We start from the raw sequence: 19,616 nt of genomic DNA on the forward strand, positions 1-19,616 counted from the left end.
CCTCCACCATTGGAGGGACCCCCGGCCCTCATGGCCATTCGCCATGCCGGGCATTGGGGGAACGCGGGCCGAACAGCCCAACGCGGGCGGCCCGACGCGGGCGGCCCGACCTGGGCGGTCCGACGCGGACGCTCCGACGCGGCGCGGGGCCTCAGGCCGCCGGGGCCTTCCGGGCGGCGAGGTCCAGCGCGATGTCGATGATCATGTCCTCCTGGCCGCCGACGAGGCGGCGCTCCCCGCATTCCATCAGGATGTCGCGGACGTCGACGCCGTAGCGCTGGGCGGCGACCTCGGCGTGGCGCAGGAAGCTGGAGTAGACGCCGGCGTAGCCGAGGGTGAGGGTCTCGCGGTCGACGCGGACGGGGCGGTCCTGGAGGGGGCGGACGATGTCGTCGGCGGCGTCCTGGAGCTTGAACAGGTCGCAGCCGTGCTGGTAGCCGGAGAGGTTGGCGACCGCGACGAACGCCTCCAGCGGACAGTTGCCCGCGCCCGCGCCGTGCCCGGCGAGGGAGGCGTCGACGCGGCGGACGCCGTTCTCCACCGCGACCACCGAGTTGGCGACGGAGAGGGAGAGGTTCTCGTGGGCGTGGATACCGATCTCGGTCGCCGGGTCGAGGACATCGCGGTAGGCGCGGACGCGGGCGGCGACGTCGTTCATGGTGAGCCGACCGCCGGAGTCGGTGACGTACACGCACATGGCGCCGTAGCTCTCCATGAGCTTGGCCTGGCGGGCGAGTTCGGCGGGCTCGGCCATGTGGGAGAGCATCAGGAAGCCGGAGACGTCCATGCCGAGCTCGCGGGCGGCGGCGATGTGCTGCGCGGAGATGTCGGCCTCGGTGCAGTGGGTGGCCACCCGCACGGAGCGCACGCCGAGGTCGTGGGCGTGCTTCAGTTCGTCGATGGTGCCGACGCCGGGGAGCAGCAGGGTGGTGAGGCGGGCGTTCTTCAGCACGGAGGCCGCCGCCTCGATCCACTCCCAGTCGGTGTGGGAGCCGGGGCCGTAGTTGAGGGAGCCGCCGGCGATGCCGTCGCCGTGGGCGACCTCGATGGCGTCCACGCCGGCCTCGTCGAGGGCGGTGACGATGCGCTTGACGTCGTCGGGGGTGATCCGGTGCCGGACGGCGTGCATGCCGTCCCGGAGGGTGACGTCCTGCACGAAGATCTCGGTGCTCACTTCGCGGTCTCCTTCGCGGCGGCGATGCGCTCGGCCATCTGCACGGCGGCCGAGGTCATGATGTCGAGGTTGCCCGCGTACTCGGGCAGGTACATGCCCGCGCCTTCGACCTTGAGGAAGACCGAGACCTGGTGGGTCGGCCGGGCGGTGTCGCCGTCCGCGAGGAGGGTCTCGACCGGCTGGTCGGCGGGGATCTCGGTGATCTGGACGTCCTGGACCATGCGGTAGCCGGGGACGTAGGCGTTGACCTCGGCGACCATCTTCTCGACCGAGGCGGTGATCTCCCGCTTCGCGCTCTCGCCGTCCTCGCCCTCGGGGAGCGTGACCAGCGCGAAGACGGTGTCGCGCATCATCAGCGGCGGCTCGGCCGGGTTCAGGATGATGATCGCCTTGCCGCGCCGGGCGCCGCCGACCTTCACGATCGCCGAGGAGGTGGTCTCGGTGAACTCGTCGATGTTGGCGCGGGTGCCGGGGCCGGCCGACTTCGACGCGATGGAGGCGACGATCTCGGCGTACGCGACGGGGACGACGCGGCTGATCGCGGCGACCACCGGGATGGTGGCCTGGCCTCCGCAGGTCACCATGTTCACGTTGGGGGCGTCGATGTGCTCGTCGAGGTTGACGGCGGGCACGACGTACGGTCCGACGGCGGCCGGGGTCAGGTCGATCATGCGGATGCCGAGCGGGCGCAGCTTCTCGTCGTTGACGCGGTGGGCCCCGGCGGAGGTGGCGTCGAAGACGATGCCGATCTCGTCGATCTGCGGGGACCTCAGGAGGCCGTCGACTCCTTCGGCGGTGGTCTCGAAGCCGAGGCGGGCGGCGCGGGCGAGGCCGTCGGAGGCCGGGTCGATGCCGACCATGACCCCCATCTCGAGGTGCTGCGCGGTGCGCATGATCTTGATCATCAGGTCGGTGCCGATGTTGCCCGACCCGATGACGGCGACCTTCGTCTTGCTCATCGGGAGTCCTAGGGAGAGGGGGGAGGTCAGCTGAAGGTGACCGAGACGGTGCCGAGGCCGGTGACGGTGGCCTCGACGGTGTTGCCTGCCACGACGGGTCGCATCGGGCCGAGGGCGCCGGAGAGGATCACCTGGCCGGCCCGGAGCGGGGAGCCCAGGTCGCGGGCCTGCCGGGCGAGCCAGACCAGGGCGTTGACCGGGTCGCCGAGGCAGGCGGCGCCGCTGCCGGTGGAGACGGTCTCGCCGTCGATCGTCATGGCCATCTCGGCGGCGACCGGGTCGAAGCCGGAGAGTGGGACCTTGCGCGTGCCGAGGACGTAGCCGCCGGCGGAGGCGTTGTCGGCGACGGTGTCGCCGAAGCTGATGTCCCAGCCGGCCACCCGGCTGCCGCAGATCTCCAGGGCGGCCACCGCGTGGTCGACGGCGTCGCGGACCTGGGCGTCGTCGAGCGGGCCCTCGGCGAGGTCGGCCTTCAGGACGAAGGCGATCTCGGCCTCGATGCGCGGCTGGAGGATCGCGTCGGCCGGCACGGTTGCGCCGGCGGCGTACTCCATGTCGTCGAAGAGGACGCCGAAGTCGGGCTGGTCCACGCCGAGTTGCTGCTGGACGGCGGCGGAGGTGAGGCCGATCTTGCGTCCGACGACCGCGGCGCCCGCCTCGGTCCGTTCGGCGGCGAGCAGGGACTGCACGGCGTACGCGGCCTCGACGTCGTCGCGGCCGATCAGGTCGCGGACCGGGGCGGCGGGAACGCCGGTGGCCGCGGCCTCGCGGAGCCGGGCGGCAGCGGCGGCGATGCTGTCGGAGCCGACAGCGGGCTGGGTGTGGGGCATGCCGTCCAATGTGCGGCAGCGAGCGGGCGAACTCCACGGATGCGTTCCACTCAGCGGTACGCTGTTGTGCATGGAGCAGCAGCACGGCCGGGGCGATCTCGACACCGTCCTGGGTAAGGCCCTGGCCCTCCTGCGGGCGTTCGGGCCGGCCGACTCGGTGCTGCCGCTGGCGGAGCTGGTGCGGCGTACCGGGCTGGCGAAGGGCACCGTCCATCGGGTCGCCAAGGACCTGGTGCACCACCGGCTGCTGGACAGGACCGAGCACGGGTACCGGCTGTCCGGCGGCCTGTTCGAGCTGGGGCTGCGGGCCGCCGCCGAGCGGACGACGGTGGAGCTGGCGATGCCGTTCCTCCAGGACCTCTACGAGCGCACCCACGAGACGGTGCACCTGGGCGTGCGGCAGGGCGGCGAGGTGCTGTACCTGACGAAGATCGGCGGGCACCGGCAGGCCAGGACGCCCTCCCGCACCGGCGGGCGGATGCCGGTCCACTGCACGGCGATCGGCAAGGCGCTGCTGGCCCACTCCGAGGAGGACGAGATCACCGCGGTCCTCACGGGAACGCTGGAGCGCCGCACGCCCCGCACGATCGTCGCACCGGGAATGCTGCGCCGGCAGCTCGAGCGGGCGGTGGAGACGGGGGTCGCCTACGAGTGGGAGGAGTCGACGCCCGGACTGCTCTGCGTGGCCGCGCCGGTACTCGATCCGGGCGGCCGCACGGCGGTGGCCGCCATCAGCGTCTCCGGACCGGTGAGCCGTTTCCGCCCCGAGTCGCACGAGAACACCGTGCGGTCCGCCGCGGCGGCGCTCGGCGCGGTCATGGCAGGCCGCCCCCGCGGCTGACCCGCCGAGGGCATCAGCCGCCCGACCTCACGGCGAACACTCCCGACGCGGCGCGGAGCGGCCGCGGTACCCGGCGAACACCGACGGCGGCGGCATGCGTCGCGAGCGCGGTCACGCCGGGAGCACCCTCGACGCGGTGCACCACGAGCACGGCACGCGACGAGCACCGGCTGCGGTGAGCGCCGTCGGCGCGCGGCGAGCGCCGCCCTGGCGAGCACCGGCTCCGCACATATCGCGAGCACCGGCTGCGTTCGTGTCGCGAGCACCGTCGGCGCGGCGCGCACGGGGCGTGACGCGCCGTGCGCGACGCGCGGGGCGTGATCGGCGCCGTCAGAGATGGCCCGGCGAGGACGGCGCGGTGCGGCCCACCGGCGTGGTGTGCGGTCCGCCGAGGCGGCGTGGCGGACAGGCGGCCGCGGTCGGCACCAGGCGGCGGCGTCGACCCGCGCCGTCACCGGGAAAGCATCGCCCCGCCGAGTCCCGCCATCGCGTCGGCGAGCTGTTCCATCCACTCCGAGATCGGTTTCCCGCCCTCCGACTGAAGGGCCACGAACGCCCCGTCGAAGCCGGCCATCCCGAACGCCGCCAGCGCGTCCGCGATCTGGTCGGCGGCCTCGTCCCCCGCTTCGGCGAACGACGAGCGGACCATGTGCCGCATCAGGGCCCGGCCCTCGTCGCGGACCGCGATCACCGTCCGCATCGCCTCCGGCGCCTCGGCCGCCTCGCGGCTCATCACCAGCACCATCAGCAGGCGCAGGAACTCCTCGCCGTGCTCCAGCGCCTCACCGGTCCGCCGCAGGTACCACCGCAGGCGCTCCCGGGGATCGCCTCCCTCGGGCGGGTTGCCGTGGGCCTGGCGCATCGCCGCGAAGAAGTCGTGGGCGCCCCGCTCCATGACGGCGGAGAGCAGCCCCGCCTTGGAGTCGAAGTGGTGGTAGAAGGCGCTCTTGGGCAGCCCGGTCTCCTTGGAGAGCGCCGACATCGACGTCCCGGCGTAGCCGCGGACGGACATCACCCGGGCGGCGGCGTCCAGGATCTCCTGCCGCGACCGGCGGCCGCGGCGGTTCCCGGCATGCGTCGGGGGCCTGAACTTCTCCGCCGGCTCCACCCGCTCCACACTCTCCGCCTCGCTCACCCTGCGGATTCTACGGGCCGGGGGCCGGCGTCCCGCCCGGGCGGCCGGACCTCCGTTCCGGCTCACCTCTTGACAGCGGCCCGCTCTGCCCGTTCCCTGGGAATGTACCGATCGATCGGTCCAAAACTGGACCGGATTCGGCGACCACCCCCTTGACGCACCCCCCGGTCGCCCTGTTGGCTCCCTCCAGCAAACCGAACGGTTGGTACAAAACTTCCTCGCATTGCGTCCGAGCTGTGAGACCGGAGCCAGCGCATGACCATGAGCTACGACGCGGATGTCGCGATCGTCGGGTACGGCCCGACCGGAGTGATCGCCGCACTGACCCTCGCCAAGTACGGCGTCTCCGCCGTGGCCTTCGAGCGTGACCGGGACATCTATCCCCGGGCCCGCGCCGTGACCGTCAACGACTGGACGATGCGGATCTTCCAGGACCTGGGTATCGACGAGCGGGTCGAGAAGGTGGTCGACCCGCAGCGCGCCCTGCGGTGGATCACCTATGACGGCGCGGAGATCATGCGGGTCGAGCACCCGCCGTCGACGCTCGGCCGCCGGCCGCGCTTCTACAACATCTACCAGCCCACCATGGAGGCCGAGATCCGCGCGGCCGTCACCGAGCGGCACGCGGACCTGGTCACCGTGCGCTACGGGAGCACGGTCACCGGGATCGACCAGGACGCCGACGGCGTCACCGTCACCTCCACGGCCGACGACGGCACGACCCGCACCACCCGGGTCAGGTACGTGATCGGCTCCGACGGCGGCAGCAGCTTCACCCGCGGCCACGTCGGCTGCCGGCTGCTCGGCGACACCGACGAGACCACCTGGGTGGTCGTCGACTGCCACGTCCGGCGCTGGTGGCCGGACCGCGACTTCCTCACCTTCTGGTCCGACCGGGAACGTCCGGTCGTCGACATCGCGCTCTCCGCGGGCAACCACCGGTGGGAGATCCCGCTCAAGCCCGACGAGTCCCCGGCCGACTACCCGACCTCCGTCGAGGTGTGGCCGCTGCTCAAGGCGCTGGGCGTCACCGAGGAGGACGTCGAGATCCACCAGCACGCCTTCTACAAGCACCACACCCGGATGGCGGACAGCTGGCGCAGGGGACGCGTCTTCCTGGCCGGCGACGCCGCCCACCTCATGCCGCCGTGGGCCGGCGCCGGGATGCAGTCCGGCATGCGCGACGCCCACAACCTCGGCTGGAAGCTGGCCCGCGTGATCAAGGGCGAGCTGCCGGAGGGCTGGCTGGACACCTACGAGGCGGAGCGCCGCCCCAACGCCGCCTTCTACACCGGCCTCGCGGTCGGCCTCGGCCGGGTCATCAGGCAGGTGGCGACGGACGAGGAACTGGCGGCGATGAACGCGGTGCCCGAGAACACGGTCACCCCCTTCGAGCCGCCGCTGACCGCTCCCCCGGTGCTGGAGGCCGGCTGGCTCCGCGGCCCGGTCGGCGACGCGAGCGTCGTCGGCCGGATGGTCCCGCAGCCGGTCACCGGCGACACCGCCGGGCGCATGGCACGTCTGGACGACCTCCTGGGCGACGGCTTCGTGCTGCTGGGGGACGACGTGGACCCCGCCACCCTGCTGAGCGCCGAGGAGAAGGCCGGGTGGGACGCGCTCGGCGCCCGCTACCTCGCGGTCCGCCCGAAGACCTCCTACACCCGGTCCGACGACGACCTGGTCGACCTCGACGAGGTCCTCCTGCCGTGGCTGCGGCGCTACGGCGCCCGCGCCGTGGCCGTGCGCCCCGACCGGTTCGTCGCCGCCGCCGACGTCAGCTCTCTCGCCGTTCCCGCCCTCTGAAGTACCCCCGCACCACCGGAAGTTAGGAGCAACGCCGATGTCCGGAGTCAAGGAACTCGGTTACGTCGTCTACGAGGTGAGCAGCCTCACCGACTGGGAGCACTTCGGTGTCGAGCTGCTCGGCATGCAGCTCGGGGAGAGGACCGGGGACGGCTTCACCCTGCGCACCGACGAGAAGGCCCACCGCTGGGTCGTCACCGAGGGCCCCGCCGACGACCTGGTGGCCACCGGCTACGAGGTCTCGGACGCGACCGCGCTGGAGGCGCTGGTCGCCAAGGTCCGCGCGGCGGGCCTCGAGGTGAGCGAGGGCGACGCGGCGCTGGCCGCCGCCCGCAAGGTGGAGCGGATCTTCGTCACCGCCGACCCGATGGGCAACCGGATCGAGCTGGTCACCGGCCTGGCCGACGCCGCCACCCCGTTCTCGTCCGCCAAACTGCTCGGCGGCTTCGTCACCGGCGCCGGCGGCGCGGGCCACCAGGTCCTGCTGGCGCACGGCGTGTCCCGCGAGACCTACCTGGCCTTCTACATCGACCTGCTGGGCTTCCGGATCAGCGACATCATCGTCGAGGAGCTGGCGCCCGGGATCGTCGCCGACCTGATCTTCCTGCACTGCAACGGCCGGCACCACACGGTGGCCTTCGGCGACATGCCGCACACGAAGAAGACCCACCACTTCATGGTCGAGGTGCAGGACATCCGCGACGTCGGCCTGGCCTACGACCGCTGCATGGACGCCAAGCAGCCGTTCGAGATGACGCTCGGCATGCACCCGAACGACCACATGTTCAGCTTCTACGTCTTCACGCCCTCGGGGTTCAGCGTCGAGTACGGCTGGGGCGGCCTGGTCATCGACGAGGAGACGTGGGAGGTGAAGACGCTCGACCGCCTGCACAGCTGGGGCCACCGCCCCTCGAGCGTGGTCGCCGAACTGCTCGCCGCCGCCCCCGCCCCCGCCCCGCACGAGGAGGACCACTGATGGCTCTCGACCGCCACGACATCGCCCGCACCGTCAGGACGGCCGACTGGGAGCTGCGTTACTACGAGGCGGGCTCGGGGCATCCGCTCGTGCTGCTGCACGGCAGCGGTCCCGGCGCCACCGGGTGGAGCAACTTCTCCGGCAACATCGAGGCGCTGGCCGAGCACTTCCACGTGTACGCCGTCGACATGCCCGGCTGGGGGGAATCCTCCGCCGCCACCGTCGACCAGCTCGACCACGTCGAGGCCGCCGTCCAGTTCCTGGACGCCCTCGGCATCGAGAAGGCGGCGTTCGTCGGCAACTCCATGGGCGGCCAGACCTCGCTCCGGCTGGCCACCGAACACCCCGACCGGATCACCCACCTGGTCACCATGGGGCCGCCGGTGGGCCGCGTCCCCACTCTCTTCGGCCCCGGTGACGGACCGTCCGAGGGGCTGAAGCACCTGATCGCGGCCTACCGCGACGCGAGCCCGGAGAACATGCGCCGGCTCGTGGAGATCATGGTCTACGACAAGGCCCGGTTCGCCACCCCCGAGCTGTGCGAGGCCCGTTCGGAGGCGGCGCTGGCCCGTCCGGAGCACCTGGCCAACTACGTCGACGGGCTGCCCAAGGGCGCCCCGCTGCCGAAGTGGGTCAAGCCGGAGCTGCTGCCGGGGATCAAGGTGCCCACGCTCCTGATCCACGGCCGCGACGACCGCGTGGTGTCGTTCGAGACCTCGCTGTTCCTGCTGGCCAACATCCCCGACAGCCGGCTGGTCGTCCTGAACCGCTGCGGGCACTGGGCGATGATCGAGCACCCCGACGAGTTCAACCGGCTGGTGACCGACTTCGTGGCCAACAACTGACGGCCGCGGCCGATGAGGTGGCGGCTCTCCGGGGCACCACCTCGCCGGCCCGCCGTCGGGGCGGTGTCGCCGAGACGCCACGGCGCCTGTCCGGTCACGCCCGGTCCGACGCCCGGGGCCCCCGCCCGGGCGTCGGTCCGGCGTGCCCGGGCACGCCCGGGGAGCGCGGGGACCACGAACCCCGCGCTCCCTTCAACACGTCGACCGCGGTGTTGACCGCGGTCAGCACCACGAGGGCGGCGGCCGTCACCCCCGCGCCCGGGAGTCCCCGCCGGCGGCCGTGTGCCCGGCCACGCCGAACAGCAGCGAGGCGCCTGCCGGGAGCAGTGCGGCGGCGGCCCGCCGGTACCGGTCCGGGCAGCGGACTTCGGGGCGGCGGGTTCCGAAGCCGCCGGTTCGGGGGCAGCGGGTTCCGGCGCCCGGGCGTCGCCGAGGCCGTAACCGGCCAGAGTGACGCCCGGGACGGCTGAGCCGCTTCAGGGCCCGGGCCGCACGTCCACGGACCCGGCGGCATCGAGGGCCGACCAGGGGACGAGGCGGTCGCACCAGCGGTCCAGCAGGACGGAGTCGTGGCCGACGGCGAGGAGGGTGGCGCCGGTGGTGCGGCGGTAGGTCTCCACGGCGGAGACCAGCGCGGCCGTCGTGGACGCGTCGAGCATGGCGGTCATCTCGTCGCAGATCAGCAGGCGGGGACCGAGGACGAGGGCCCGGGCGAGGCAGGCGCGCTGGAGCTGGCCGTCGCTGACCTCGTGCGGGCGGCGCGGCAGGAGGTCGGAGGTGAGGCCGACCAGTGGGGCGAGGTCCCGCACCCGGGCGGGGACCTCCGCGCGGCGGCCGGTGGCCCGCAGGGGCTCGGCGATCAGGTCGGCGAGGGTGAGCCGGGGGTCCGCGGCGAGCCGCGGCTGCTGGAGGACGACGCCGACGGCGGTGCGCTGCGAGCGGGGCGCCCGGTGCCGCCAGCCGGTGACGGGCACGCCGTCGAAGGACACGGTGCCGGAGTCGGGGCGGTGCAGGAGGGCGGCGACGCGGGCCAGGGTGGACTTGCCGCAGCCGCTCGGGCCGAGCAGGCCGACCGCCTCGCCGGAGGCGAGCGTGAGCGAGGCGTCCCGCACCACCGGGGCGGAGCGGTCGTAGCCCGCGGTGACGGACCGGATCTCAAGCCGCATGGACGACCTCACGGGGGTGGTGGCAGGCGATGCCCGACGTCGCGGACGGGGCGACGCCGCACGCCTGGTCGGCGGAGACGCACCGGGGGGCGAAGGCGCAGCCGGACGGGAGCGCGTCCAGCGGCGGCGGCATACCGGGGATCGGGGCGAACGCCCGCTCGGGCAGGGCGTCGAGGAGGCCCCGGCTGTACGGGTGGCGGGGGCCGGGCGTGCCGAAGAACGCCTCGGCGGTGGTGAGTTCGACGACGCGGCCGGCGTACATGACGGCCACCCGGTCGGCGACGCGCTCGGCGGCGGCGAGGTCGTGGGTGATCATCAGCAGCGCGCGGCCCGCGCCGTCGTCGACGTGGCGGCGCAGCTCGTCGACCGTGTGGTCGACCAGGTCGCGGTCGAGACCGGTGGTCGGCTCGTCGGCGAGCAGCAGGGGCGCGTCGCCGGCCAGGGCGAGAGCGGTGGCGGCCCGCTGGGCGAGACCGCCGGAGAGTTCGTGCGGGTGGCGGTCCAGGTGGCCGACGGGGAAGGCCGCCCGGGCGGCTGCCTGTTCGGCGGCGGCGCGCAGTGCCGCGCGGCCCCGTACGCCGGTGAGCTGGGCGACGGTCTCCTCCAGCTGGGAGCGGATCGTGCGGACCGGGGTGAGGTGGGCGGCGGGGCTCTGTGGGATCAGGCCGGCCAGGCGGCCTCGGACCTGACGGGCCAGTACGCGTTCGCCGGCGGTGAGCAGGTCCGGTCCGCCGAGAAGGGCGTGGCCGGCGGTCTCGGCGTTGGCGGGCAGCAGCCCGAGGAGCGCGGAGGCCAGGACGGACTTGCCGCAGCCGCTCTCGCCGACCAGGGCCAGGCACTCGCCGGCCCGGACGTCGAAGGAGACGTCCGTGACGGCGCGCACGGCGGCCCGCCCACGCGGCATGCGGAACCGGACGTGCAGGTTGCGGACGGACAGCACGACGGGGACACCCGTGGCCTCGTCACCCCCGCCGGTGGCATCCGCGGCAGCGGCGCTTGCTCCCCCAGCACGCGCGTCGGCGGAGCGAGCGACGGCGGCGGACGCGGCAGTGGCGCCCGCGTCGGTGGCGCGGGCGCTGCGAGCGCCCCCGGCGGTGGTGGGCGGGGTGACGCGGGGCGGGTGGGCGGCGTCGGTCACAGGGTCAGCTCCGATCGGCGGCGGGGGTTGATCCGCTCGCGCCAGGCTCCGGCCAGGCCGGCCACGGCGAGGGTGGGGATCACCAGGAACAGGCCGGGGAACAGGGTCGGCCACCACTGTCCGGCGAGCAGTGAGCCACGGGCGTCCTCGATGAGGTTGCCGAGGCTCGCCAGGTGGGTGGGCAGGCCCAGGCCGAGGAAGGACAGGGCCGACTCGTGCCACATGGCGTGCGGGACGGAGAGCACGGCGGCGAGCCCGGCCTGCGGCAGGACGCCCGGGACCAGGTGGCGTACGGCGACGCGCCACCGGGAGGCGCCGCCGGAGATCGCGGCGTCGACGTAGGGGCGGGAGCGCAGCGAGAGCACCTCGGCGCGCACGATCCGTGCCGTGGAGATCCAGTGGGTGGCCGCGACGGAGACCAGGACGGGCAGCACGCCGGGCCGCCACAGGGCGACCACGAAGACGCCGAGCAGGAGGTGCGGGACGGAGGCCACCGCGTCCACGGCCCGCATCAGGACCCGGTCCGCCCATCCGCCGAGGGTCGCCGCGAGGGTGCCGACGGCGGTGCCCACCACCGCGGCGACCAGGGCGGCGGCCACCCCGACGAACAGCGACACCCGCAGCCCGTGGACGCAGCGCAGCAGCAGGTCACGGCCCAGGTCGTCGGTGCCGAACGGGTGGGCCGGGCCGGGGGGCAGGAGCTTGGACCCCAGGTGCACGGCCTGCTGGTCGAGCTGGACCAGGGGCGGCACCACCAGCACCGCGAGGGCCACCACGGCGAGGACGCCGGCGGCGGATCCGACGCGCAGGGTGCGCCAGGAGCGCCGCGTGGGGCCGGCGGGCCGCCAGGCGGGGGCCTGTGAGGGCGCCGTCGCGGGCGCCGGGGACGCGTCACAGGTCACGGAAGCTCACCCTCGGATCGGTCAGGCCGGTCAGCAGGTCGGCGAGGAGGTTGCCGAGCAGGACGGCGACGGTGGCGAACGCGGTCAGCGCGGCCAGCATCTGGAAGTCGACCGAGGTGGCCGCGGAGACGGTGGCGGCGGCGATGCCGGGCCAGCTGAAGACGGTCTCCACCAGCAGCGCCCCGGTGATGAGTTCGGGCACCCGGGTGCCGATCAGGGTGAGGACGGGGAGGAGGCCGGAGCGCAGGGCGTGGCGCAGCAGCACGGTGCGCTCGGTGAGGCCCCGGGCGCGGGCGCCGCGCACCGGGTCCTCGGCGAGCGCGTCGGTCACCCCCTGGCGTACGTAGAGGACGAACCACGGCAGCTGGGAGACCGTCAGGACCCCGGCGGGCAGCAGGAGATGGTGGGCGACGTCGGCCGGTTGCACCGTCTCGCTGCCGGTGTCGGTCAGGCCGCCGGCCGGCAGCACGCCGAGCCGCAGGGCGAACAGCCAGACGGCGAGCAGCGCGATCCAGAAGACCGGGGCCGCCGAGAGGACGTAGGCGGCGGAGGTCACGGCCCGGTCGGTGAGCGACCCGGGGCGGCGGGCGGCGAGGACGCCGAGCGCGGTGCCCAGCAGGACGGCGGCGACGAAGGCGGTGGCGCACAGCAGGGCGGACCACACCATGCGTTCGGCGACGACCTGGGCCACCGGCTGGCGGAACACCGTGGAGTGGCCGAGGTCGCCGGAGAGCGCCGCGGTCAGCCAGTCCCACCACCGCGCCGCGAACGGCCGGCCGGCGCCGAGGTTCTCGGCCAGCCGGTCCAGGGTCTCCTGGTCGGCGGAGAGTCCGGCGGTTCCGGCGTAGGCGCGGACCGGGTCGAAGGGCGAGGCGGCGGCCAGGGCGAACACCGCGAAGGTGACGGTCAGGAGGAGGGGGACGGCGTACAGCAGGCGGCGCCCGGCCAGCCGGGCCGCGCCGCGCGCCGAGGGCGCGGTCACGGCTTCGGCTGCCAGTCCTCGACGTTCCACCACGGGCCGCTGGAGAAGCCGTGCTCGTGGGGTTCGACCTGGGTGGTCAGGTCCTGCCAGCGGTCGGCGAGGACGTAGACGTGGTCGAGGTGGGTGAGGAAGGTGTAGCCGGGGTCCTCGGCGAGCTCGCGCTGCACGGTGTCGTAGGCGGCCTTGCGGGCGTCGGTGTCGCGGGTGCGGCGGGCGTCGTCGAGGGCGCGGTCGACGGCCGGGTTGTCGTAGCGGGGCATGTTGTTGAAGCCGTCGCCCGCCAGGGACGAGTGGAGCAGGGTGTACAGGCCGAAGTCGGGGTCGCCGGTGCTGCCGAAGCCGGCGAGGACCGCCTCGCGGCCCATCCGGGGCTCGATGACCTCCCAGGTGGCGCTCTCCACCGTCACGTCGACGCCGATCCGCCTGGCGTCGGAGGCGTAGGCGAGAGCGAGGTCCTGGCGGATCCGGTCGCCGGCCGGGTGGTGGAGGGTGAAGGCGGCGCGGACGCCGTCCTTGACGCGCACGCCGTCCCGGCCGGCCTTCCAGCCGGCCCGTTCGAGGACGCGGGCGGCCTTCTTCACGTCGTGGGTGCGTTCGGTGCCCCGCGCGAACCAGGGGTCGTCGCTGGGCAGCGGGCCGTAGGCGGGCCGGCCGGCGCCGTCCAGGACCTTGTCGACCATGGTCGCGCGGTCCACCGCGAGGTCGAGGGCGCGGCGGACGGCGGGGTCGCCGGTCACCTCGTGGGCGGTGGGGAGGCTGACGGCGCGGTAGTCGTAGGACCTGGCGCGGTAGGTCTTCCGGTCCTGGTCTTCCTGGAAGGTCGCCGCCAGGTTCGGCGGCAGGACGGCGCCGTCCAGGTCGCCGGAGCGCAGGCGGGTGGCGCGGACGTCGTCGTCGGTGATGATCGCCATGGTGAGCGTCCGCACCGCCGGCTTCGGGCCCCGGTAGCGGGGGTTGGCCTTGAGGACGGCCTTCTCCCCCTTGCGCCAGTCGGCGAGGACGTACGGGCCGGTGCCGACCGGCCGGGTGTTGAAGGCACCGGTGTTGGGGTCCTGCCCGCCGGCCACGTGCTCGGGGACGATCGGCAGCACGGTGCGCGCCGCGAAGGCGGCGTAGGGGTACTTGAGAGTGAAGACGACCTTGTCGTCGGCGGTCGCGCGGACCGTGTCGACGGCCGCGAGTTCGCTGCGGTTCGGGTTGTTGGTCCCCTTGTCGAGGATCGTCCCGTAGGTGAAGACGACGTCCTCGGCGGTGAGCGGTTCGCCGTCGCTGAAGGTGACGCCCTCGCGCAGCGTGTAGGTGTAGGTGCGGCCGTCGGCGCCGACCTCGGGAAGGTCCTCGGCGAGGGCGGGCCTCAGTTCGAGGTCGGCGTCGAGTGCGAGCAGGCCGTCGAAGATCTTGGAGTTGCCGTCCTTGCCGTAGCCCAGGAGCGGGCTGAAGGTGTCCGGCTCCCAGGGGACGCCGATCACCACCGACTGCGCGGCGCCCCGTGCGCCGGTCCTCGCGTCACCGCCCGGCGCCGAGCAGGCGGTCGCCGCCACGCCCAGGGCCGCCGCCCCCGCGAGGGCCCGTATTCGTCGACCAGTCATCAGTTCTCCGCCCGTGCGCGCCGTCAGCTTTGCGGGTGACATGCTATTGCATATGACTCGCAATAAGCCGACGGGGGCCGGACGGCGTGGAGCAGGGGGCGCGTCCTGCCTGCGGAGGCGCCGCCCACCGGTGCGGGCGAGAGCCCCGCGCGCCGGTGAAGGCGAGAGCCCCGCGGAGGTGGCTCCGTGTCAGAACCAGCCCCGCGGAGGTGGCTCGGTGTCAGAACTCGACGATGGCCCGGCCGAGGATGCGCCCTTCCTCCAGGGCCACCCGGGCCTCGTCGATCCGGTCGAGGGAGAAGCGGTCGGTCACCAGCTTGTGGAGCGGGAACCTGCCGTCGCGGGCCCAGTCGAGGAAGAGGGGGAAGTCGGTGTCGGGCACCGTGGCGCCGAGGCTTCCGCGGTAGTGGCGCTGGTACAGGAGGATCTCGTTCAGGTCGAGCGGCACGTCGGCGACCGGGATGCCCAGGAGGACCGCGGTGCCGCCCTGGTTGTCGGCCCTGGGGCCTCCCTGCCGCACGGCCCGAAGGATCTGCAGGGCGGTGGCGGGGATGCCGACCGCGTCCATCGCGTAGTCGGCTCCGCCCGGGCAGATGTCCCGGATCGCCTCCACCGGGTCGGTGTCGGAGGCGTTGACGGTGTGGGTGGCGCCGAACTCCTCGGCGAACCGCAGCTTGCGGTCGTCCAGGTCCACCGCGACGACGGGACCGGCGCCGACGGCCGCGGCGGCCGCGACCGCCGACAGGCCGACGCCTCCGACGCCGAACACCGCCACCGAGCGCCCGGGTTCCACCTTCGCCGTGTGCAGCACGGCGCCGGCCCCGGTGAGCACCGCGCAGCCGATGAGGCACGTGACGTCGGTGGGTTCGGAGGGGGACATGGGGACGACCTTGTCGGCGAAGGTCACCATGTGCTCGCTCCAGGTGTACACGTCGCCGTCGGCGATCAGCGGCTCCCCGCGGAAGGTGGCGCCGGTGGGCCGTGGGACGGGCAGCCCGCTGACGGGCGTGCGGGGAACCCAGGTGGAGATGACGTGGTCGCCCTCCTTCACGTGGGTGACGTCCTTCCCCACCCGGGTGACGACGCCGCTCCCCTCGTGACCGAGGCCCATGGGCCTGGGCGCACCGGGGTCGCGCAACTGGTGGATCTGCGAGTAGCAGACCCCGCCGGCGAAGTTGCGGACGGTGACCTGGCCGGGGCCGGGGTCGGGAAGGTCGATCTCCTCGACCACCAGCGGCCCGCCCCGCTCCACCTGGATGGCGGCCCTGCTCTTCATGACCGGTCTCCTTCGGTCGGTCCCGCCGTGACATCAAGGGCACGGGCGGGCGCAAGGGGCATTTCGGTCCGCCGGTCAAGCTACGCCCGCCCGCCGGACCCTGCCACCGGCGGGCCGAGCCGCTCCCGCGGGGCCGGCCCTCCGCCGGCCGCGGCGTGCGCGACGGCCGGGTCACCCGCTCGCAGCAGTGCCGCCGCGACCGCCTCGCGCCCGCCCGCCCCCTCTGCGAGCGTGGGGCGAGGGCGCTGGACCACACCCACGGCTGCGGGGAGGAACGAGACCTCATGTACGACCCCGACCCACCGTTCCGGCCGATCCGCCGACGCGACGGTTACCTGCCGTTGGAGGACCTCGGGCTGATCGGCGACGGCACGACCTCGGCCCTGGTCGGACTCGACGGGTCGATCCCCTGGATGTGCCTGCCCCGGTTCGACTCGACGCCGCTGTTCTGCGGGCTCCTGGACCACGAGCGGGGCGGGCACTTCACCGTCCGGCCGGACGATCTGGTGGAGGCCCGGCAGTGGTACGTCGAGGACACCGGGGTGCTCGTCACCGAACTGCGCACCTCCGAGGGCCTGGTCCGCCTCACCGACGCCCTCACGCTGCGGCAGGGCGCGGACCTCAGTGACGACGCCCCGGCCGGGCGCGCCGAACTGGTGCGCTCCGCGCAGGTCCTGTCCGGCCGGGTCCGGCTGCGGGCGGACCTGGAGCCACGGGGCGGGGCGCAGGCGCGCGCCCTCTTCAGCGGCGTGGAGCTGCGGCCCTACCGGCAGCCCGGGCTGAGGCTCCATCTGCGCTGCAGCCGCCCCCTGGAGGGACTGCGCAACAGCTACGACCTGCAGAAGGGCGACCGCCTCGACCTGGTCCTGTCCTGGGGCCGCTTCCACCGGCACCACCGCTTCGACGCCGACGCCATGCTCGCGGCGACCGGTGACGCGTGGCGCCGCTGGATGGCCGGCTGCACGTACGAGGGCCCGCAGGGGCCCTTGGTACGGCGGTCCGCGATCACCCTGAAGATGTGCGACGACTGGTCGAACGGCTCGACGGTCGCCGCACCCACCTCCTCCCTCCCGGCCCCCGTCGGCGGGATCAGGAACTGGGACTACCGCTACACCTGGATCCGGGACGCGGCCTTCGCCGTGTTCGCGCTGCGCCGTATCGGCTTCCGGGGTGAGGCGGACGCCTTCCTGGGCTGGGTGCTCGACGCCTTCGAGCAGACCGGGCGGCCCCGCATCATGTACACCCTCGACGGACTTCCGGTCCCCGACGAGACGGTGGACGGCGAGCTCGAGGGATACCGGCACTCGGCCCCGGTGCGCTGGGGGAACGGCGCCACCGACCAGCGTCAGCACGACGTCTACGGCGAGATCCTGGACTGCGCCGACCAGTGGCTGCTGGCCGGAGGGGAGATCCAGCCCGCCCTGTGGTCCAGCCTCGCGAAGCTGGCGGACCAGGCGACCACCGCCTGGCACCAGCCCGACCAGGGCCTCTGGGAGGTGCGCAACGACGGCGGCGTCTTCACCTACTCGGCGGGACTGTGCCACGTGGCGCTGGACCGGGCGGTACGCATCGCCGAGCGGCACGGGCTGCCCGGACGGGTCGACATGTGGCGGGCCGCAGCCGACGAACTGCGGCAGCGGATCCTCGAGGACTCCTGGGACGAGGACACGCAGACCCTCAGCGTGGCGCTCTCCGGCGGGGGCGCGCTCGACGCCAGCCTGCTCGCCCTGCCGCTGCGCGGGGTCGTCCCGGTCGACCATCCGCGGATGGTCGCGACGGCGACCGCCGTGGCGACGCGCCTGTCGGCGGGCGACGGACTGCTGTACCGCTACCTGCACGACGAGTCCCCCGACGGTCTGGCCGGTGACGAGGGCGCGTTCGTGCTGTGCAGCTTCTGGCTGGTGGACAACCTGGCCGGTCAGGGCCGGCTGGAGGAGGCCGAGGAGCTGTACGCGTCCCTGTGCGCCCGCGCCAGCGCGACGGGGCTCCTCTCGGAGCAGATCCGTCCCTCCGACGGCGAGTTCATGGGCAACTTCCCGCAGGCGTTCAGCCACATCGGGATCATCGCCAGCGGGGTGAACCTCGGCCGGGCGCGCTCCCGCGCCGGGTGAACGGCCAGGACCCCGGGTCCTTCCGCTCGACGGCGGAAGGACCCGGGGCGTGGGCCGGACCGGTCAGCGCTGCAGGGTGAGCACGCCCGGCCGCCACGGCAGCTGGTTGTAGTCGCCGCCCGCGGTGGGCGACTTGCCCTGGTAGAGGAGCCGGAGGTTGCAGGGGTCGACGGTCATGGTCTGGTCGGGGTTGTCGCGGACCAGGTCGCCGTGGCTGATGTCGTTGGTCCAGGTGGCGCCACTGTTGGCCTTGCCTGCGAAGGGGTTGCTCTCACTGGCCGCCTGCGGGGTCCACGACCCGCTCAGGCTGGAGGACGTGAAGGAACGGAAGTAACGGCCGTTGGCGCCCATCGCCTCGACGATCATCAGGTACTGGTTCTGGCCCTGCACCTTGTAGACCTGGACGGCCTCGAACAGGTTGGCCTTGGTGTCGCTCATGATGGTCGTGTACGAGGAGCCGAAGCTGCTGGGGAAGTTCCCGATCGGCATGCTCGCCCGGTAGATCTTGCCGTTGTCACCGGCGAAGAACAGGTACATGTTCTGGCCGTCGGCGATCAGCGTCTGGTCGATCGGACCGGTGTCGGAGTCGGGGAGACTGCCGGTGAACAACGCCTGGGGCGAGGACCAGCCGTTGGGGTTGGTCGGGTCGCTGGAGGTGCGGTAGATGAACGGCCACTGCCCCCACTGGTAGGCCAGCACCCAGATGTTCTTGGGCGCGAAGTAGAAGAGCGTGGGCGCGACCGCGGCCTGGTTCATGCCGTTCTGGCCGGCCGACGCCATGTCGGACCAGTTGGTGAACGGGCTGAAGGCCATCGAGCCGTACGAGGAGCCCGCCACGTTCGAGCCGTAGACCAGGTACTGACCGTTGTGCTTCACGGCGGTGAAGTCCTTCAGCGACACCCACCCGTTCTTCGGCTGCGCCAGGACCCCCGTGGAGCTCCACCGGTACGTCGACGGGAGCGTGCAGCTGCCACCCGGCGGCGTGGTGGTGCCGCCCACCTTGACCAGCTGCCACTGCTGGTGGCCGGCCCCGGTGTCGGTGGACTGGACGATGTTCGTGCCGTCGGCGGTGGAGCCGTTCTGCGGGCCGATCGCCTTGCCGCTGTTGCGGTTGATCAGCCGCACGTACCCGTCGGAGGAGTCGGCGAGACGGAACTGCTGGTTGGCGCCGTTGAGGTCGGGCCACTGGACGACCTGGCCGTTGTCGGCGGTGGACCAGTTGTACACGTCCAGCACCTTGCCGGAGAGCTTCGACCTCAGCCGGTAGTAGCCGTTGCCGGAGTCGACGAACTGCCACTGCTGCTGCGCCTGGTCGTTGCGGGCCCACTGCACGATGCGGGCGCCGTCGTTGGTGGCCAGGTTGTACACGTCCATCGCCTTGCCGCTGTTGCGGTTGACGAGGACGTACGTGGCGCCGGTGTCGACCGTGGCGGCCGAGGCGGGGGTGGTGCCGAGCGCGAGGCACATCCCGGCGAGCAGGGCCGCGACGGCCGCTCCGACCGTCCCTCGCCGCCACCGCCATAACAGGCGGGCGCGTAACGGTTTCTCGGATCCCATGTCTTCCTCCTGGGGTAGCGGCCCGCCCGCCCCGCAGGGGCGTTCGGCGGAACCGGTGCGGTGGGGGAGCGCCGGGTCGCGGACATGCGGCTGCCACGCCGAGGACGGAGCCCGTGGAAGGGCCCGCGGTGTGGGGTCCGGCGTTCGGCAGCCAGTGTGAGCGCTAACAACTGGGGGTGCAAGAGGCCTGCGCCGGGCGGCTCGCCGACGTTCTCGGGGGCACGAAGGGCGGGCGACTGGGGGGACGACGTTCTCCGAGCTCAGGACCACTGCGGCTGTGAGCGATCACAAACGGGGGCCGCTCCCCCTTCCCGGTACGCCCGGACGGCCGC

At 73.3% G+C, this 19,616-nt stretch carries 16 protein-coding genes; 5 read left to right on the forward strand and 11 right to left on the reverse strand.

Going from position 1 to position 19,616, the window contains the following annotated elements:
* Positions 1-151: 151 nt before the first annotated feature.
* The 3 genes from dmpG to ABT026_RS02725 are packed head-to-tail and all read right to left on the reverse strand — an operon-like array spanning position 152 to position 2,963.
* A complete protein-coding gene (gene dmpG, locus ABT026_RS02715) occupies positions 152-1,174 on the reverse strand; it encodes a 4-hydroxy-2-oxovalerate aldolase (protein WP_351111396.1) in 1,023 nt (340 codons plus the stop codon).
* Entirely contained in the window at positions 1,171-2,133 is a 963-nt protein-coding gene (locus ABT026_RS02720; RefSeq protein ID WP_351111398.1) for an acetaldehyde dehydrogenase (acetylating), read from the reverse strand. The genes dmpG and ABT026_RS02720 overlap by 4 nt, the downstream gene beginning before the upstream one ends.
* A 26-nt stretch (positions 2,134-2,159) precedes the next feature.
* A complete protein-coding gene (locus ABT026_RS02725) occupies positions 2,160-2,963 on the reverse strand; it encodes a 2-keto-4-pentenoate hydratase (protein ID WP_351111400.1) in 804 nt (267 codons plus the stop codon).
* A gap of 70 nt (positions 2,964-3,033) precedes the next feature.
* Between ABT026_RS02725 and ABT026_RS02730 the strand changes: the two genes are divergently transcribed.
* Positions 3,034-3,804: an IclR family transcriptional regulator gene (locus ABT026_RS02730; RefSeq protein WP_351111402.1), complete on the forward strand. Its 771-nt coding sequence runs from the start codon at positions 3,034-3,036 to the stop codon at positions 3,802-3,804.
* Between the two features lie 451 nt (positions 3,805-4,255).
* Here the strand turns inward: ABT026_RS02730 and ABT026_RS02735 are convergent, their stop codons facing one another.
* On the reverse strand, positions 4,256-4,939 hold the full coding sequence (locus tag ABT026_RS02735; RefSeq protein ID WP_351111404.1) for a TetR/AcrR family transcriptional regulator: 684 nt from the start codon (positions 4,937-4,939) through the stop codon (positions 4,256-4,258).
* Positions 4,940-5,194: 255 nt separating this feature from the next.
* On the opposite strand from ABT026_RS02735, the gene ABT026_RS02740 reads away from it, so the two are divergent.
* Genes ABT026_RS02740 through ABT026_RS02750 form a run of 3 tightly spaced genes read left to right on the forward strand, consistent with a single transcriptional unit; the run spans position 5,195 to position 8,563 of the window.
* Entirely contained in the window at positions 5,195-6,742 is a 1,548-nt protein-coding gene (locus tag ABT026_RS02740) for a bifunctional 3-(3-hydroxy-phenyl)propionate/3-hydroxycinnamic acid hydroxylase (protein ID WP_351111406.1), read from the forward strand.
* Positions 6,743-6,779: 37 nt separating this feature from the next.
* Positions 6,780-7,718, forward strand: coding sequence for a VOC family protein (locus tag ABT026_RS02745; protein WP_351111408.1), 939 nt, complete (start codon positions 6,780-6,782; stop codon positions 7,716-7,718).
* Positions 7,718-8,563, forward strand: a complete 846-nt coding sequence (locus ABT026_RS02750) for an alpha/beta fold hydrolase (RefSeq protein WP_351111410.1) — start codon at positions 7,718-7,720, stop codon at positions 8,561-8,563. The genes ABT026_RS02745 and ABT026_RS02750 overlap by 1 nt, the downstream gene beginning before the upstream one ends.
* A gap of 476 nt (positions 8,564-9,039) precedes the next feature.
* Here ABT026_RS02750 and ABT026_RS02755 read toward each other — a convergent pair whose 3' ends face one another.
* From ABT026_RS02755 to ABT026_RS02780, 6 genes are all read right to left on the reverse strand, one after another.
* Positions 9,040-9,729 carry an ABC transporter ATP-binding protein gene (locus tag ABT026_RS02755; RefSeq protein ID WP_351111412.1) on the reverse strand — a complete coding sequence of 230 codons (690 nt, stop codon included), beginning with the start codon at positions 9,727-9,729 and terminating at the stop codon, positions 9,040-9,042.
* The gene (locus ABT026_RS02760) at positions 9,719-10,633 is read right to left on the reverse strand and encodes an ABC transporter ATP-binding protein (protein WP_351111647.1); all 915 of its coding nucleotides are present in this window, start codon (positions 10,631-10,633) and stop codon (positions 9,719-9,721) included. The genes ABT026_RS02755 and ABT026_RS02760 overlap by 11 nt, the downstream gene beginning before the upstream one ends.
* Positions 10,634-10,863: 230 nt before the next feature.
* Positions 10,864-11,769 carry an ABC transporter permease gene (locus ABT026_RS02765; RefSeq protein ID WP_351111414.1) on the reverse strand — a complete coding sequence of 302 codons (906 nt, stop codon included), beginning with the start codon at positions 11,767-11,769 and terminating at the stop codon, positions 10,864-10,866.
* On the reverse strand, positions 11,759-12,751 hold the full coding sequence (locus ABT026_RS02770) for an ABC transporter permease (protein ID WP_351111416.1): 993 nt from the start codon (positions 12,749-12,751) through the stop codon (positions 11,759-11,761). The genes ABT026_RS02765 and ABT026_RS02770 overlap by 11 nt, the downstream gene beginning before the upstream one ends.
* The gene (locus ABT026_RS02775; RefSeq protein ID WP_351111418.1) at positions 12,748-14,340 is read right to left on the reverse strand and encodes an ABC transporter substrate-binding protein; all 1,593 of its coding nucleotides are present in this window, start codon (positions 14,338-14,340) and stop codon (positions 12,748-12,750) included. The genes ABT026_RS02770 and ABT026_RS02775 overlap by 4 nt, the downstream gene beginning before the upstream one ends.
* Before the next feature lie 220 nt (positions 14,341-14,560).
* On the reverse strand, positions 14,561-15,616 hold the full coding sequence (locus ABT026_RS02780; protein ID WP_351111420.1) for a zinc-binding dehydrogenase: 1,056 nt from the start codon (positions 15,614-15,616) through the stop codon (positions 14,561-14,563).
* A 284-nt stretch (positions 15,617-15,900) separates the two neighbouring features.
* Here ABT026_RS02780 and ABT026_RS02785 point away from each other — a divergent pair, with 284 nt between their 5' ends.
* Positions 15,901-17,727: a glycoside hydrolase family 15 protein gene (locus ABT026_RS02785; protein WP_351111422.1), complete on the forward strand. Its 1,827-nt coding sequence runs from the start codon at positions 15,901-15,903 to the stop codon at positions 17,725-17,727.
* 63 nt (positions 17,728-17,790) lie between these two features.
* Here ABT026_RS02785 and ABT026_RS02790 read toward each other — a convergent pair whose 3' ends face one another.
* Positions 17,791-19,284: a non-reducing end alpha-L-arabinofuranosidase family hydrolase gene (locus tag ABT026_RS02790; protein WP_351111424.1), complete on the reverse strand. Its 1,494-nt coding sequence runs from the start codon at positions 19,282-19,284 to the stop codon at positions 17,791-17,793.
* Positions 19,285-19,616: the final 332 nt, after the last annotated feature.

Source organism: Streptomyces sp. NPDC002734, assembly GCF_040295685.1.
In the GTDB taxonomy this organism is placed as follows: Bacteria; Actinomycetota; Actinomycetes; order Streptomycetales; family Streptomycetaceae; genus Streptomyces.